13 protein-coding genes are annotated in these 16,645 nt (G+C 56.5%); 9 read left to right on the top strand and 4 right to left on the bottom strand.

From position 1 onward, the window contains the following. Positions 1-48 precede the first annotated feature (48 nt). Positions 49-1,509 carry a leucyl aminopeptidase gene (locus tag Pan97_RS17045; RefSeq protein WP_144974599.1) on the bottom strand — a complete coding sequence of 487 codons (1,461 nt, stop codon included), beginning with the start codon at positions 1,507-1,509 and terminating at the stop codon, positions 49-51. A 155-nt stretch (positions 1,510-1,664) separates the two neighbouring features. On the opposite strand from Pan97_RS17045, the gene Pan97_RS17040 reads away from it, so the two are divergent. The 5 genes from Pan97_RS17040 to Pan97_RS17020 all read left to right on the top strand — a co-directional run bounded on the left by Pan97_RS17040 (position 1,665) and on the right by Pan97_RS17020 (position 7,643). Continuing rightward, the gene (locus tag Pan97_RS17040) at positions 1,665-2,351 is read left to right on the top strand and encodes a hypothetical protein (protein ID WP_144974597.1); all 687 of its coding nucleotides are present in this window, start codon (positions 1,665-1,667) and stop codon (positions 2,349-2,351) included. 73 nt (positions 2,352-2,424) lie between these two features. Continuing rightward, positions 2,425-3,948, top strand: a complete 1,524-nt coding sequence (locus Pan97_RS17035; RefSeq protein ID WP_144974595.1) for an EF-hand domain-containing protein — start codon at positions 2,425-2,427, stop codon at positions 3,946-3,948. A gap of 83 nt (positions 3,949-4,031) precedes the next feature. Then, the gene (locus tag Pan97_RS17030; RefSeq protein ID WP_144974593.1) at positions 4,032-4,658 is read left to right on the top strand and encodes a hypothetical protein; all 627 of its coding nucleotides are present in this window, start codon (positions 4,032-4,034) and stop codon (positions 4,656-4,658) included. A gap of 467 nt (positions 4,659-5,125) precedes the next feature. Beyond that, on the top strand, positions 5,126-6,547 hold the full coding sequence (locus Pan97_RS17025) for a c-type cytochrome (protein ID WP_144974591.1): 1,422 nt from the start codon (positions 5,126-5,128) through the stop codon (positions 6,545-6,547). A 1-nt stretch (position 6,548) separates the two neighbouring features. Continuing rightward, positions 6,549-7,643 (top strand): hypothetical protein, encoded by a 1,095-nt coding sequence (locus tag Pan97_RS17020; RefSeq protein ID WP_144974589.1) that lies wholly within the window; start codon positions 6,549-6,551, stop codon positions 7,641-7,643. Positions 7,644-7,646: 3 nt separating this feature from the next. On the opposite strand, the gene Pan97_RS17015 is transcribed toward Pan97_RS17020, so the two are convergent. Next, entirely contained in the window at positions 7,647-8,720 is a 1,074-nt protein-coding gene (locus Pan97_RS17015; RefSeq protein ID WP_144974587.1) for a GNAT family N-acetyltransferase, read from the bottom strand. 140 nt (positions 8,721-8,860) lie between these two features. Beyond that, positions 8,861-9,763, bottom strand: coding sequence for a DUF1571 domain-containing protein (locus tag Pan97_RS17010; RefSeq protein ID WP_144974585.1), 903 nt, complete (start codon positions 9,761-9,763; stop codon positions 8,861-8,863). Between the two features lie 287 nt (positions 9,764-10,050). On the opposite strand from Pan97_RS17010, the gene Pan97_RS17005 reads away from it, so the two are divergent. Next, the gene (locus Pan97_RS17005) at positions 10,051-10,716 is read left to right on the top strand and encodes an MBL fold metallo-hydrolase (protein WP_144974583.1); all 666 of its coding nucleotides are present in this window, start codon (positions 10,051-10,053) and stop codon (positions 10,714-10,716) included. Positions 10,717-10,727: 11 nt separating this feature from the next. On the opposite strand, the gene Pan97_RS17000 is transcribed toward Pan97_RS17005, so the two are convergent. Then, a complete protein-coding gene (locus Pan97_RS17000; RefSeq protein WP_144974581.1) occupies positions 10,728-12,398 on the bottom strand; it encodes an ATP-binding protein in 1,671 nt (556 codons plus the stop codon). A gap of 196 nt (positions 12,399-12,594) precedes the next feature. Between Pan97_RS17000 and Pan97_RS16995 the strand changes: the two genes are divergently transcribed. The 3 genes from Pan97_RS16995 to lpxC all read left to right on the top strand — a co-directional run bounded on the left by Pan97_RS16995 (position 12,595) and on the right by lpxC (position 16,595). Further along, the gene (locus tag Pan97_RS16995) at positions 12,595-14,604 is read left to right on the top strand and encodes a M28 family peptidase (protein WP_144974579.1); all 2,010 of its coding nucleotides are present in this window, start codon (positions 12,595-12,597) and stop codon (positions 14,602-14,604) included. A gap of 317 nt (positions 14,605-14,921) precedes the next feature. Further along, positions 14,922-15,578 (top strand): OmpH family outer membrane protein, encoded by a 657-nt coding sequence (locus tag Pan97_RS16990; protein ID WP_165698814.1) that lies wholly within the window; start codon positions 14,922-14,924, stop codon positions 15,576-15,578. Between the two features lie 111 nt (positions 15,579-15,689). Beyond that, positions 15,690-16,595: a UDP-3-O-acyl-N-acetylglucosamine deacetylase gene (gene lpxC / locus Pan97_RS16985; protein ID WP_144974576.1), complete on the top strand. Its 906-nt coding sequence runs from the start codon at positions 15,690-15,692 to the stop codon at positions 16,593-16,595. Positions 16,596-16,645: the final 50 nt, after the last annotated feature.

Raw genomic sequence — 16,645 nt, 5'->3', positions numbered from 1 at the left:
GCGAGGGGACAGGAAATAGTTATGGGCTTGGTACCTGTTTACGTTGTTTTAACGGGTAGCTTGGCGTCGCGCCAATTCCACCAAGGTTCGAACCGCAAATCCGGTCGCTCCACCACCGCAGTACGGCTTGGGTTTTTCCGCGAACGAAGGACCGGCGATATCGATATGGGTCCAGGGGGTTTCGTCGACGAATTCTTCGAGGAACTTAGCGGCCGTGATGGCACCACCCCAACGACCGTCACCCACATTCTTGACGTCGGCGATCTGGCTTTTGACCTGTTCGCCAAACTCGGGGTACATCGGCAGTTGCCACATCTTTTCGCCAGTGGTCAAAGCGGCCTGTTCCACTTCGTGGCACCAATCAGGCTCGTTGGTCATGAGGCCGGCGGTATCCATCCCCAGGGCAACCACGCAAGCGCCAGTGAGCGTGGCGAGGTCGACGATCGCCATCGGCTTTTCGTCGAGGGCCACGTTCAGGACGTCGGCCAGAACCAGGCGACCTTCGGCGTCGGTATTCAAAACTTCGATCGTTTTGCCGCTGCGCGAGTGGAGGATATCCCCGAGTTTGTAGCTGTCGCCGGAAACCATGTTCTCGACCAAACCGCACAATGCGACGACGTTGACCGGGATTTTCAGGGCCGAAATCGCTTTGATCGCGCCCAGCACGGTCGCGGCTCCGGCCATGTCGGCTTTCATGGTGATCATGCCGTCGGATGGCTTGAGCGAGAGCCCGCCGCTATCGAAGGTGACCCCTTTGCCGACCAACGCCAAGGGTGGTTCTCCCTTTTTGCCGCCGTTATAGCGAACGATCACCAGGCGCGGATCTTTCACGCTGCCGCGTGCGACCGCCAGAAGGCTACCGCAGTTTTCTTCGGTCAGCTTGGCTTTGTCCCAGACCTCGATGTTCAGGTCGTGGTTCTCGGCGACGACGGCCGCTTCTTCGGCGAAGGTTGCCGGGTAGATGTCGTTGGCACAGCGATTGACCAGCGAGCGGGTCAGGCTGATCGCATTACCCAGGGCGATTCCGTGTTCCAGCACTTCCGGGGTTGCACCATTCCAAACGATCTCGCTTGGTGGAGTTTGCTTCTTTTCCTTGCGGTAGATGTCCTGGCCATTCACGGCAGAAACGGCACCGGCGATCGCTTGCTCCATGAGTTCGCTGGGCCAGAAGTCGTCCAGGTAGAACGCTGCCTTTTCAACCTTCTTGGCCGACAAGCTAACCGCGGCGGTCGCGGCGGCCTCGTAGGCACGCTGCTGATTCAGGTCTTCTTTCTTGCCCAGCCCGATCACATAGATGCGTGTGACGGCGAAGCCGCCGGGGGCCAAAATAGTGGTGACTTCGTTGGCTTTGCCCGTGATATCTGATGATTCGACCAAACGCGTAATGCTTCCGCCGATCTGGTTATCTAACTGGTTGGCCGGCGGCGAGAGGCCGTCTTCGTAAGTTCCCACGACCAGGACATCTCCGGAGAAGTCGGAGATCTTATGTTCGGTACCAGTCACCTTCATCGATTTAGTCTCAGCTCGGCGGTTTGGGATATCAGCGGGATGTCCACTGGAAACGTTGCTATTGTATCGCTGAGAGTGGTTTCCATACAGTGTGGAGAACGACGTGGGGCCCGGATGGCCCAAATCGGTGGGTGTTCGTCATGCGGAGGTCAATAATGGCTCACTTGCGATGCCTGGTGCTGTTCACTGTAATTTCGGCGTTTTTTCCCACAATTGTCATCGCCCAGTCGCCGCGGGTCATGGTGGAACTGGCATTTGTTTCTCGTACCGCGCAGTCGTCCGAGCAGCCGCTAAAAGAGGAATTTGAGAAACAGCTTCAGCAGTCGGAACTGGCCAAGGAAGGTCTCATTCCATTTCTCGATGACTGGCTGCGTGGAAAAGACCGCGATCTACACGAGGTCGACCTGATGCAGTTGAAGGTCTCGCTGGGAGAAGAAGTCGAATTCGTCACACGGCATTCGCTGGCAGCGGAGTTTCAAGACCCAAAAGCGATGTTCCACATGGCCGACATTTCGACGATGCCAGGCGAGAATCTCCTGAGTGATGGCTTGGATGCTACCGTGCGAACTAAGCAGAAACCGGATGGAAAGATCGTTGTTGACTTTCGGTTTGGCAAGCGAATGCCAGCGACCATGGAAAAGGCCGCCGGTAGCGACGAGCCCGTGGTGCCGCTGTTGCATCGGCAGTGGATTAACTCGAATGCCGAATTGTCTTCGGGCGAAACGCTCGTGCTGGGAGGTTTGCTGCGGTCTCAGAAGAAGGATGGTAAGGATCTCATGCAGGAATTGACGATTTTGGTCCGCGTGCACCGGGCCGATCCGGCGCCGTTCCCGGTCAATTAGTTGCGTGGCGTCCTTTTAGGGGGATAGAATCGAACTTGCGCGAGTCATTCTCCCTGAACAATGGAGCCCCCTCATGTCTCTCCGCAGTCTTTTCGTATTTGTTGCTCTTTCTTTCATCGCCGTTCCTTCTCATCTATTTTCTCAGGACGAGGCCGAGCAGGCCGCTTCTCAAGAGTCGGCCGAGGTTGCTGCCAACCAAAGCACGAAGCTGACCGGTCCTCACGCCGACTACTTCCAGACGCTTGATACTAACGGCGACGGCAAAGTCGCCGGCGAGGAAGTCTTTCGCTTGCCCATGACGTTGAAGTCGCTACTGCTTCGAGGACAAGAGCCCCAAGACGTAGTCATCGAATTCGATGAGTTTCACACCAGCATGGAAGAATATAGGAAACGTCTGTTGGAGCGATACGAAAAGCAGCGGATGGAACGGGAAGCGGTGCAGGGACAACGCGACCGCGAACTGGCCTTCATGCGTTATCACCAGTCGCTGATGGGCCAACAGGCAAGCTCCGAGAAGCCGGAACCGGAAGTTAACAAGGTAACGCTCGAGTCGAGCCCTCACGCTGAGTATTTTCGGCACTTCGACAAGGATGGCAACGGCGTGCTGGATGCAAGCGAGCAGCGAAGTCTGCCGGATAGCATCGTTCGATATCTGGATCACACATTCGCCGATGCCTGGCGAACGCATCAAATTACCATTCACGAGTTCCACAACTACTGGGAAGCGGAAAAACAGGCACTAGAGCGTCGTCAGGAGACGACCGCTGAGAACCTTCGATTTCAGAACTACCGCACGAAGTTTCTCGTCGGCGATAGGCCTGAATCGGCAGACGCCGTAAAGCCGGCTCCTGCGCGGGGCGCCCCGGTACGAAGAAGACAGGAAGCCGAAGCGAAGCCGGAGAAAGACGCCGCGAAGAGTTTCACTGTCGAAATCATGATGCTGCGGCGCACCAGTAACGGGCTGCCCGATCGTACGCTGGCTAGTGAGGTCGCAAGTGTGCTCGAAGGCGCTGGTCCAAGCCTTTCGGCCCGGCTGCTGCCGTGGCTGAACGATCCCGATAGCCCCGGGGCCAGCCTGGTCGACTACATCCAGGCTCAGTCGATCGACGGCCAGTCGATCGCCGTCCAACGAGGTGGCAGCGAACCGTATGTCTCCGGCACGACTTCGATGGGGAGCCGAGGCCGAGCCGTCTCGTACAACATGCAAAACGTCGGAACCCTGGTTCGCGTCGAGTCGATCGCCATCCAGGATAGTGACAAGCTGGGCCTTTCGGTGCAGTTCGAGAAATCGTATCTCGAACATGCCAACGACGACGATGAAGAATCGGACGACGAGCCTGAACCATCCAGCGAAGAGAGAGCGGAAGCTTCGGATGCCAGTGACTCGCAGCCAGCGGGTTCTTCCAGGTCCTCGCGCTCAGTGATGCAAGGTTTCGGGCCGCCGACTTCTGAGCCTGCTCCACCCCCGACGATCGCCACGATCACTGCGGAAGGGAAGTTGGTATTGCCAGCCAAAGTGGCTGGCGTCTTGACGGAAATGGCCAAACAAAGTGGCGACACCTTCGAGGAAGTGGTCATTTTGGTTCAGTGGAACTGATTCGCCAGAAAACCATCAGCCGCTGGCATTCGTCCTAGTTGATGGGCATTACTTTTCTCCCTTGGCTGCTCGAAAGGATGATCATGTTCTGGCGACTGACGGCACTGCTGTTCGTGTTCTTTCTCACTCCATCCGCTTGGGCTCAGACTGCCAAGCCGGCGAATCCTTCCAAGATCAGTTTGGAGATTATGGTGGTAACCCTCGCGGCCGATACGCGGCAAGGAGGTTTTGACGAAGACCTGCTATCCGACATAGCTTCGGCCGTGAAGTCTCATGAGTCGAAGCCATGGAGCGTGCTGCAGGGCGCTATTGGCCGCCTGCTACCCAAAGAAAGAGACTCACTAGCCTCCGCGATCGATGCCTACACGCAGCATACGTTCCCCGACCTGGAACAACGCGTCAATTTCGCCACGGCATTTGCTGGCGGGCACGACTCGCATCGTGGTAGCTCGACGATTCCAGCGGCCCAAACCAAAGTGACCGCCGTGCCGTGGATCCTCGATGAAGAACGGTTCGGGCTCGGCGTGACGGTCCTCAGCGAAGTCCCGATGATCGTCTCCGGTCATCATCCACCCCGCGAGCGGGAACAAACCGAGATGACCTCGAACACGCTGGTCAACGACAACGAGGCCAGCATCATCATGTCACGCAGCCACAAGGATGCTCACGTGCAGACGCTGTTGTTGGTGATTGCGAGGGTCTCGCGTTAGGCAAGGTGATTGGCGATGATGATGCACCGCTAGAAATCGCGATTAAGGCATTTCCACTCGAAGAACTTCATAATCTCACGACGTTGTGACTCTCCAATCACGACGGTGAGATCTACTACACCCGCTCGATTGGTCATCCTGACATAACCCCGATTCGTATTTGGGTTTTCGTGTACGTGATGGACATGATCTAAATTGACCATGTAAACTTCGCCATCTTCCGTCTTCAAGTGAAGAAACTCTGCCATACTCGAACTCCGGGTAGTCCGATGGTGATTCTTGCGCCTAAGCTATAGCGTATTGGAGGAACGCTTTTTGCCGAAGGTGAATCGAATCGGCGATCGGATATTTCGTCCGCAATCTTCTACTGCGACAATATGCCGCACGGGCTTCTTCATCCCCTGCTTATAAGGTACAAGAAGAAATACCCGCTCGATTGACAACACGCATGAGGATTCTTCAAGACGATGGAAGTCTTTCCGGTCAATCAATACGATCCGCTGATGCCAGGGATATTGATGGCGATCGTGGCGGTCGTCCATGTGTTTCTCGCCCAGTTTGCGGTGGGCGGGGGGATGCTGCTGTGTTATTTCCAATGGCTGGCGATGACCGGCCGTTGCCCCAATGCGCGGCTATTCGTGCATGGCTATTTCAAGTGGCTGGTGCTGATCAGCTTCGTCGCCGGTGCCGTCACGGGGGTGGGTATCTGGTTCACGGCGATCCAGGTCAGTGCCCCCACGATTGGCGAGATGATTCGCAATTTTCATTGGATCTGGGCGACGGAGTACCTCTTTTTTCTACTGGAAATCTTCGCCGGATATCTCTTCTACCGGTATCACCGCAACATCAGCGATGCGGCTTGCTTGAAACTGCTGGGCATGTACGCGTTTGCGGCCTGGATGAGCTTGTTTTTGATCAACGGCATCATCAGTTGGCAACTCACCCCAGGCGGTTGGATCGATGATCACTGGATCGTTGCCGGGTTCTTCAATCCAACGTTCTGGCCGAGTTTGTTTTTCCGGACGATCGTCGCGCTGACGCTCGCCGGGCTGGTGGCCTGCATCGTGGTGAACACGATGACCAAGCTCGATCAGGAAGAGAAACGCACGCTGATCAACTACGCGGCTCACCTTTTGGTGCCGATGGTGTTGATGCCGATCCTGGGTGGCTGGTTCATGCTGGCCATGCCGGAAGATAGCCGCGGTTGGATTACCGGCGGCAGCCCGGCGATGACGTTGTTCATGAACATCTCGGTCGGGGCGTCGCTCGCGATCGGTGGGTATGCGTTCATCGGCATGTTTCTGCAGAAGCTGTACATCAACGGCGCGACGGCCACGCTACTGTTGATGTTGGCCTTCGGGGCGACTGCTGGCGGCGAGTTCGTTCGCGAGGGCTCGCGGAAGCCTTACTCGATTCGCTACTGGATGTATTCCAACGGAATCTTTCCCGACGAGGTCGCCCAGATGCGCAAGGACGGCTGCCTGGCCAACGACCCGTACCCACTGACTGAAGGGACGAAAGTGGCCGGCGAAATCACGACCCGCGGGGCGAAGGTCTTTCGTCGGCAGTGTGCCGTGTGCCATACGGTGGTCGGCATCAATGGGGTGACCGATTTGACCAAGACGTGGGACGAAGAACAGATGCGAATGAACTTCGCCAAACTGCAGCACACCAAGCCGTTCATGCCCCCGTTCGCCGGCACGCCCGAGGAACTGGAATCGCTGGTCCGCTACCTGAAGTGGGTCGAGCATGGGGATGACAGCGCGGCGGAAGCACCTTTGGATGAGGAAGCCTTGGCCAATATTCAAAAATGGCTGGACGCGGCTGGTACTGAGCCCACGTCGGGGCTGCACCAACGTTCGGACGTCGTGATGAAGGGGCACCGCTAACATGCCATTCCCCTTCGACTTGCCCATGACGTCGCTGACGTACATGCTGCTTTACCTGGCGACCTTCGTCACGCATCACCTTTCGATGCACTTCGTGGTGGCCGGCTGCCTGACGATTGTGGGGGCCAGCATCTGGTATCGCACCGACAACGAGTCGTTGCTTGCGAACCCCGTGATCCGGGTGCTGCGCGACTGGATGCCGTTTGGCCTGAGTGCCGCGATTACCTTTGGTGTCGCACCGCTGTTATTCGTGCAGATTCTCGTACCGCACCACTTCTACACCGCGAATTTGCTGTTGGGATGGCGCTGGATGGTGGTCATCCCGACACTGATTGCCGCATTCTATTTGCTGTATGTTCTCAAGAGTAAGTGGTTCGAGCGGCTCACCTGGTGGCAGCGGGCGCTGGTCGCGGCGGTGAATGCCGGCCTGTTTGTTTTCATTGGGTTTTGCTGGACGGCGAATCATTTGGTGTCGAGCCAGGTGGAAGCGTGGCCCGAGGCGTTCGCCAGTGGCGTGTTGCCGCTGGCAGCCATCCAAGTGGTTTCCCGCTCGCTCGTCTGGCTGAGCGTGGCCTTTGTCAGTATGGCATCGATCGTGACGGCCCAACTGGCCTATCTTCGCGAAGGAACCGCGACCGACGAGGACTTGCCGACCGTCGGTTGGCTGCGCTGGTTCGCGCTCGCCGGGCTGGGGGTATTCGCCATAGCGTCCCTAACGGCCATAGGTGTTTCGATCCCTGGCTTCTCCGCGGTGAACAGTGGCTCTGGATATCTGTGGTTAGGTCTCGGCTTTCTGTTGTGGGCTGGGCAGATCGCCCTCTGGGACTCCGGTACGATGGCCACCAGTCGCAGTTGGATTGGTCTTCGCCTGGGGCTTCTCGCAGGGATGCTGTTTTGTGGTGCGGTCGTCCGAGAACTAATTCGAGCCGCGTCGATCGACTTCGCCGCCCTGATTCCCAAGCATGAAGAGGCGGGCGAAGTCCAGGGATTCAGCCTGTTTCTGGTCACGGCGGTCATCGTGATAGGCCTGATGACGTTGAGCGTGTGGTGGGTGCGTCAATCGTACCACGCCGAAGAAGTCGATATCGAGTCGTAGTCGTTATCGAAACGCCAGCCACTGGCGGAAGCGCCGTGTCGCCAGGATCGGGGCTTCCAGTTGTTTTCGCCACGGGGAACGCCGGATAGCTTGATTCAGCTTGTTCCAACTGGCCAGGATCGTGGGCATGGCGAAGCGGAAGTCGACGCCACCTTCCAGGAGGGGAAGCACGTCGGTCGAGAACTCGTACTTGTAGCGTTCCTCTCCTTTGCCGAAGTCGATCCGCTTGATGCCCTGCTGTGCAGCCGCGGAAGCGAGTTCCAACAGAATCACCAGCCCCGGCGAATAGGGTTGCAGTTCTCGGTTATAGGCCGGGAACCAGATCTGCATGGCCGTGCTACTGGCGAGCCCCAGGTGGACAGCCGCGAGTTGATCGCCGGCCCATAGCGCCGATAGCGGAGCCGAGAAATCAGGACTCTTTTCTGCCCGGATGGTTTGCAGCAGGTCGTGCACCCAGTCGTAGAGGAAGATATCGAGCGTGTTGGTACGTACGTATTGCTCTGACTTCCACGTCACCAATGCGTCCCAGGCTTCGGGTGCATCGGTGTCGTATTCAAACCGCAGCGGTCCAACTTCGCGGGCCAGCTTGCGTTGTTTTCGCTGCGTCTGCTTGATGGCGGAAGAGCCGCGCTCGCGGAGCTTTTCGGTGTAGGCGTCGTAGCCGCCGGTGAGATCCATGAAGGGGGACTCGGAGCGAGCCCAGGCAAATGGCTCGAGTTCCTTTCGCCAGATCGGGGCGTGATCGAATCGCCACGAGCGAATCCCGCACGCTTTGACGATCTCGCGGAGGTCCAACTGAAAGTCTTGCGGGACGATCATCCCGTGGAATTCGGATAGGCGGCCGGTGATGGCGGTGGCACAGTGGTTGTCGCCGCGCTGAAAGGGGAAGAAGGCGCGAGCCTGGCCGCCATCGGTAACGATCGCGACTTCCACGTCGCTGCGTACGCGCGCTGCGGCGAGGGTAAGTTCGGGGCGATAGTAACCACTGTCGAGCGTAGGATTGCTGGCCAGGATCGACTTCCAGGCAGCCAGGTCTTCCGGCGTCAGGGCACTTCCGGTTCGGAGTTCAACGTTCATGGGGACATTTGCTGGGGCATTCGATCGGTAACCACTGACGTGGGTGGTATTCCTAATCCTAATTACTGATGGGTGCCCAACAAAAAATCCCGGCCGTAATCGACCGGGATTCACTGGTTTGCGGAAGTCGGTTAATCGTTTTAAACGTTAAAACCGTACTTTTCGTTATGCGGATCGAAGTCAGCATCGGTGAAACCGTTGTTGAGCTTCAGATTCATGTAGGTGTACTCTTCGAGCATCGGAGGCTCGCCCCCTTGTTGCTTTGGCCAGTCCCATGAAGCGAAACGAATCGGCACTTGCAATTCGTCGTCGATGAAGACGTGAGCTTTGTGGAAGCGGAAGTTCTTGCGAGGCACCGGGTGAATCACTTCGATCACGGTACAAACGCGACCGTTGATCTTGGCACCGTTGTAGAAATTCACTTCGCATTCGCCGTACTGCATGTCCTGCTGGGCGACTTCAATCAGACGTACAATCAAGTTCTTGATACCGATGTCAGTGATCGGATAACGCTGACCACGCATGGCCAGGGTGCCGTTCGGATCGAGCGAAACGGTCACGTGCTTCAACAGCGCTCCCCCTTCGTGAGCCATCAGGTTGCCGTTGTTGTGACCCTTCACGTACAGCACTTCACGACCCTTCACGCTCGAAGGCTTCAGGAAGTACATGTAAACGCTGAACGGGGTAACGACTCGGCCGCCTTGGTCGACCTGTTCGTTGCGGATCTTGGTGTACATGAACTCTTGATCGCCGAGCTTGCCGTTGATCTGTTCACGCTTCACCAGGGTGCATTCGTAGTCGCGAATGTGGGCATTGATGTTCTGCAGCCCGCGTTCGGCGAGTTCCAATGCCGGGGTCAGCGGATGCTGAGCAGCGACCTGCTGGACTTGCTGAACTGGGCCGTTGGTACGGTTGGAAACTCGATAAACAGGCTCACGCAGGCCCTGACGTTGATCCTCACCGTAAGTCGCCCGGGTCAGCCCGCAGGCCAATGCCGTACCGCCAGCGAGCAGCGTACGACGCGAAATGAGGGACTTGGTCATGATCAATCTCCGTTATTGTTCCGGTCTATATATGATTCACTCGCTTCCGTGCGAGGAAAAGTACGTTTCGCCGTGCTGGACAAGGCGGCGATTGCTAGCAATTCTGTTTGCCAACATGAGCGATAGAATGCCCTAGAGCGTCTTATCGCAATGTTGATGCCGGCAAGATGAATACCTTCCCAACGAGCGTCAAAGTTTTACAGATTACCAAGATCTCGTCAGATCGTTTATCATGCGCAATCACTGTATCTAATTTTGTCCGCAAAGTGGAGTGCGATCTTTCGCCAATGGCTGAGATCAATTTTTTACGCATCGTCAGTATACCTTTCGACGAAAATACGTATGTCCTTTATCGAGAAGGGCTTGCGTCATGTGTCGTGGTCGATCCCGGTTTAGAGCCGGAAAAAATCGTCGAAGTACTTCAAGAGCGGAAACTTGAAGTGGTCGCGATTCTCAACACGCACGGGCACAGCGACCATATCGCCGGCAACGGCACGATGAAGCAGTTGTACCCGGATGCTCCTCTGGTGATTGGTTACAAAGATGCCGAAAAACTGACCGATCCCGAGAAGAATTTGAGTGCCCCGTTTGGTCTCGCTTTGATCAGCCCGGAAGAAGATGAAACCGTCAAGGGAGGGGACATTTACGCGGCCGCGGAGATCGAGTTCGAGGTTCGCGAGACGCCAGGGCACAGCGTAGGGCACGTGATCTTCATCGTGAAGGATGGTTCGCGGACCATTGTGTTGGGGGGGGATGTTTTGTTCCGAGGAAGCATTGGACGCACCGATTTCCCCGACGGCAGCTTCGCCGACCTGAAGCGGGCGATCGAAGAAGAGATCTTCACGCTGCCAGAAGATGCAATCATTTTGCCGGGACACGGCCCTGCCACCACCGTCGGTGACGAGATTGAAGGCAACCCTTTCGTGGGGAAGCCGGCCGGGTATCAAGGTTAGCCAGCCGGGTGTTAATACCGCGTTTCTTCCGTGGGAACGGCGATCCAAGGGAAGTACATCACGAACTTAGTGCCGGTTCCTGGTTCGCTTTCGACCAGCACGTCGCCGCCGTGTTCTTGCAGAATTTTCTTCGTGACGGGCAGGCCGAGCCCGGTGCCGCGATTTCCCTTGGTCGATTCAAATGCCGAGAAGATTCTCTCCAGCATGTCAGCCGGAATCCCTTGCCCGTTGTCTTCTACCGTGCAAACGAGTTCGCGAGTTTCCTCACGGAATTCGGTCGAGACGATTACCCGCGGCTGTTCGGCTTCGCTGACCGCGTCGATCGCGTTGGTGACCACGTTCAAGGCTGCCCGGTGAATCCCTTCTTCGTCGAACAGTCCCATCGGCAGGTCGATATCGGGGCGGAACTCGAGCAAGACGTCGTGCTCCTTGGCCCTTGCTCGCATCAAGTTGACCACGTCTTCGACCACGTCGTTGAGTGAAGCATTGCTGCGATCAGGCTCGCGTTCCTTGCTGAACGAAAGCATGTCCATCACCAGGTGAGCAATACGGTCCTGGTTGCGGGAAACGATGCCCCAACCATGCTGAACGACGTCGAGCTTGCCCGACTTGATTCCCTCTTCAATGATGTAGCTACCACCGTGAATCCCTTGCAGGATGTTCTTCACGTGGTGCGAAATGGCGGCCACGGCCTGCCCCATGGCGGCAAGTCGTTCGCTGCGCACCACGGCCGAGTAGTAGTGGGTATCTTCCACCGCCAAGGCTGCCTGGTGGGCGATCGCGATCATCAGCTTCAGGTGCTCTTCGGTGAATCGCGACTTGACGGGGGACGAAGTCATGTCCGGCGGGATGAACGTATCGATATAAATGGCACCGACAATGCCGTAGCGACCTTGCATGGGCACGCAGATCGCTTCGTTCACGCCGCTATTGATGATGCTCCCTTCCGGCGACCAGCGCTGGTCATCCTGAGCGTCGGAAGTGAGAACCCCTTCGCGGTTGGTCAGCACGTAGTCGAGAATCGTGCGGCTGATGGTGATCGATTCGTCGACCCCGGAACGCCCTTCGCGTACGCGCTGCGCTTTGGCTTCAGGTAGCTTGGTTTGCGAGTCGATCAGCACGATACACGCGCGGTCGGCCTCGACCCAGTTGAAGATCAATCCCAGCAGGTAGTCGAGCAGTTGATCGATGTCGAGCGTACGGCTGACCGCCAGGGCGGTGTCGTAGATCAACTGTAGATTGTCTTGCAGATGCTGCGATTCGCCTGGCTCGCGGAGTTCCGAAGGGAGAAAGATCTGGCTTCCTTCCTCGTGGCGAATCGAGTGAATGATCCGCGACCCTTCGCGATGGCGTTCCTGTAGGCTCACGCTGATGGGGCGTGTCGTCGGAGCGGTCGCCGTGTGCGTGAAGATCATCAGCGTATGACCCAACTGCAGGCGATCGCCGTGGGTTAGCTGGCACTCGGTAATACGCTTCTGATTGACGTAGCAGCCGTTCGAGCTTTGCAGGTCGACCAGCATGAAACCATCATTGTTCATGCGGATTTCAGCATGCCGGCGAGAGATCTCGGTGTCGTGCAGAACGATCTCGTTTCCGCGATCTCGACCGATCGAGATCATGTCTCGGGCCAACTCGAACCGGCGTCCCTGGTCGTCGCCTTGGATGACAAATAGTGAAGCCAAACTGGAATTCTCGGGGGAGGACGACTCGGCGGACAAAACGTGTTGAAACTTAACTCGGATATGATTTTACGACGATTGGCCATCCGCTGGCAATGCGCTATGGCAATGGTTGACGCCGCGGGGCCGACGGAAAAGAATCGAAGGTTACCTAACTTTCCTCAAATCGGTGAATCCCTCCTTCGCGGAAAACGCATTCATGCTCAACATCACCAATCTCTCGCGAATATTTTTTCTTTTGCTGCTTGTGTCGATTCCCTGTGGCCTTTTGGCCGAGGAAGCCACGGAAGCAGCAAAGGTGGCCAGCCTCAAGGAAACACTCGGATATCTGGCCTCCGACAAGCTAAAGGGGCGCGGAATCGGTAGTGCCGGGCTGGAAGAAGCTTCGCAGTTCGTTGCCAGACAATTTGAAGCGATCGGTTTGAAAACCGACCTGATCAACGGAACTCCATTTCAAGAGTTCGAGGTCAACGTGTCATCCGAAATGGGACCGAAAGAGAAAAATGTGTTGAAGCTTGTCTCTGGTGAAGAGACGAAGGATCTGAAGCTCGGTGACGACTTCACACCTCTGGCAGTGGGTGGCAGCAGTACGTTCGACGCCCCGCTCGTTTTCGTCGGCTACGGGATTTCCGCACCGAAGCTGGAATACGACGAATACGCCGACCTCGACGTGAAGGGAAAGGTGGTCGTCATCCTGCGAAAAGAGCCGCAGCAGGGCAATCCGCATAGCGTGTTCGACGGAACGCGAGCCTCGCAGCATGCCTTGTTCAGCCGCAAGATTTCCAATGCCTACCAAAACGGCGCTGCCGGGGTCATCCTGATCAACGATTCCCAAGGTCTCGGAGAGATTCGTGCTCACGTGAAAGCCGCTTTCGAAACGGCCGTTGCCGACCTGGTGAAACGTCAGCAAGAGTATTCCACGAAAGAAGAACATTCGCCGGAAGAAATCAACGCGTACCTGGAGGATGTTACCAAGCTGGGCAAGAAGATTGCCGAGTATGGCGATCAACTCGAGCAAGGCATGGATGAAGTGATTCCCCTGACCGGGGCTGGTGCCGAGTCGAGTCGTCCGAACTTTCCGGTCATGTTTGCCAAGCGAGGTGTCTTTGAGCCGCTGATTAAAAAGCAATTCGGTAAGTCCCTCAGCGATATTGAGATGGGAATCGATCACACGCTGAAGCCAGTTGTGGGCCCGCTCGGGGATTGGAAGGCGATTGGCGAGACCGATATCGTTCGCGAAACGGCGACCATTCACAACGTGATCGGGCTGATCGAGGCCCCCAACGCCACGTCGGACGAAGTCATTCTCATCGGGGCTCACTACGATCACCTGGGGATGGGGGGCTCGGGCAGCCTGGCGCCGCTGACGCACGAGATTCACAATGGGGCCGACGATAACGCCTCGGGGACGACCGCGCTGTTGGAAGTGGCTCGTCGACTGATGGCCAAGAAAGATCAGCTTCGTCATCGCGTGCTGGTGATTGCGTTCACCGGCGAAGAAGAAGGGCTGCTGGGAAGTGCTCACTATGTGAAAGAGCCTGTTGTTCCGTTGGATAAGACGCTCATGATGTTCAACATGGATATGGTGGGGCGTCTCAACGAGAACAAGCTGATCGCGATGGGCAGCGGTACGGCCGAAATGTTCGAGCCGCTATTGGATCAGTTGAATGAAAAGCACAAGTTTGAACTCACCAAAGATCCAGGCGGATTCGGGCCCAGCGATCACGCTTCGTTCTATGCGAAGCAGCTTCCGGTGTTGGCTCTGTTTACCGGGACGCACAACGACTATCACCGCCCGAGCGATGACGCCGACAAGATTAACTACCAAGGGATGGCCCGGATTATTGACTATGGGGTCGATTTTCTTCTGGCGATCGACAAGGCCGATGACCGGCCGAAGTACGTGGCGGTTGAAAGCAAGCAGTCTGAGATGCGAGGTGGTTCTCGCCCCTATTTCGGTAGCATTCCCGACTTCACCGTGGTGGGCAAAGGATATGGCATTCAGGGCACCAGCCCCGGCAGTCCCGCCGCGGAAGCTGGCATCACGGGAGGTGATATCCTGATCGATCTGGGAGGCAATCGCATTGGCGGGCTCGAAGATTTTGACGCCGCCCTGCGAAAGTTCAAAGCAGGCGATAAGGTCGAAGTCGTCGTTCTGCGTGATGGGAAAGAAGTGAAGCTGACCGTCACGCTGGCACCACCGCGATAGCAGGCCTTCAAGCTGGGAAAACCTGTGGGCATGGGTATCTGGCAGTGCCGATGCTAGCCCGCGAATCGGCGTCGATTCTCCGTGTGAGTCGAGTTTTCCCCAGACATGGCGAACCACCTTTGCCGATAGGGCGTAGTAACCTCGCGAAGGTCTAGATTCGGGCCAAAAAGTGCAAGGCAAGAAAATACTCAGATTGCACTTTACGAGATTGCGGCACTTCGGCAAAATGTCGCGACTTTCCCGTTCAGACTGCGATTTCGCAATCGTTTTATTGTTCCGTGGCAGCCACCCGCCATGGGCTGATCCACGAGATGGTCATGAGGACCAGTTTTGTCCAGCAAGGAGTGCTGAAAGTGAAGCGAATTCTCTCTTGTTTCTGTGTCGCGGTCGCGTTGACCGCTTTCTGTCAAGTCAGCACTGCCTCGGCCCAGCAGGCCAGTGCCGGTAACATTGCCGTGATCGATATCCCGGTCATCTTCAAGAACCATGCTTTGTTCAAGAAGCAAATGGACGAATTGAAGGCCTCGGTCGACGCCGCAGAGCAGGCTCTGACTCAAGATCGTGACCAGATGAAGAAGATGGTCGAAGAGCTGCAAGGCTACAAAGCCGGTACTCCGGAATACAAAGCCTTGGAAGAAAAGATGGCCAAGGTTCAGGCCGACCTGCAGGTCAAAGTTGGTTTGCAGAAGAAGGAATTCATGGAACGCGAAGCCCGCGTCTACTTCAACACCTACAATCAGGTGACGCAGACGGTTTCGACTTTCGCACAACGTCACAACATCACCTTGGTGCTGCGTTACAACAGCAACGAAATTGATCCAACCAACCGTCAATCGGTTCTGGAAGGGGTCAATCGCCCGGTGATCTACCAAAACCAGATCGACATCACCTACGACATCCTGAACATCCTGAACAACGGTGTTCAGCGTAGTGCGACCGTTCCTGGCAGCCAGGTTCCACAACCTCGCTTCTAAGTCGGACTCGCATGTTGATGGGTACAACGAATAAAGGCGAGGCCGCAAGGTTGGTCTCGCCTTTTTCGCTTTAAAGATCTTCTTCGCCGCAATTGGCTAGACTCAGCTTCTATGAACTCCGCATCTCTCGTCAATAGTGGCGAACCGATCGCACGATTTCAACAGACTCTTAAGGCTTCCGCATCCGTCTCGGGACGCGGGTATTGGAGCGGCAAAGAAGTGACCGTTCGCTTCGAGCCTGCCGCGGAAGACACCGGCGTGGTCTTCGTTCGTGAAGACGTCGAAGGTGCACCGCAAATCCCCGCCCAGGTCGATTACCGAGTCGAAGTCCCTCGCCGTACGAACCTGGTTTATCAGGGCGCCACGGTCGAAATGGTCGAGCATGTACTGGCGGCCCTAGCCGGCCTGCAGGTCGACAACTGCTACGTTCACGTCAACTCGGCCGAGATGCCTGGCATGGATGGTTCGGCCAAGGACTACGTCGAGCAGATCCTGACTGTCGGAATCGAAACACAAACCGCCCCACGAGCCGTGTTGGCAATCTCCGAAGTGGTTCGCGTGGGTGACGACGAGTGCTGGGTCGAAGCCCGGCCGAGTGGGTCCAAACGGATGAAGTTCAAGTATCGCTTGGATTTCGGCAACGAAGGGATGATCGGTCGCGAGACCCTGGAAGGCAAAATCAGCCCCGAATATTTCCAAAATGAACTAGCTCCGGCGCGCACGTTTTTGCTACTTCAAGAGGCAGAATGGCTACGTCAGCAAGGGCTGGGAACGCATGTCGATTTCAGTGAGTTGTTGGTTTTTGGGCCGGAGGGGCCGATCGACAACGAACTCCGCTTTGAGGACGAATGTGTACGGCACAAAGTTCTCGATCTCGTCGGAGACCTGGCTCTGGCCGGATGTGATATCCAAGGAACGATCATCGCGAATCGTAGCGGTCATCGTTTGAACGCAGAGCTGGTCAAGCAGCTTCTGAAGGAAAATCAGGTTGCCTATTTGTCACGGCGGACCGCCTGAGTTTTCTGAATTGAACGCTTCGTAACGCCGTGCGACCTAAACAGAGGAAG

Source organism: Bremerella volcania, from assembly GCF_007748115.1.
GTDB lineage: Bacteria > Planctomycetota > Planctomycetia > Pirellulales > Pirellulaceae > Bremerella > Bremerella volcania.
Note: the sequence above shows the minus strand (reverse complement) of the source record. Positions and strands in the feature narration are given on the sequence as shown.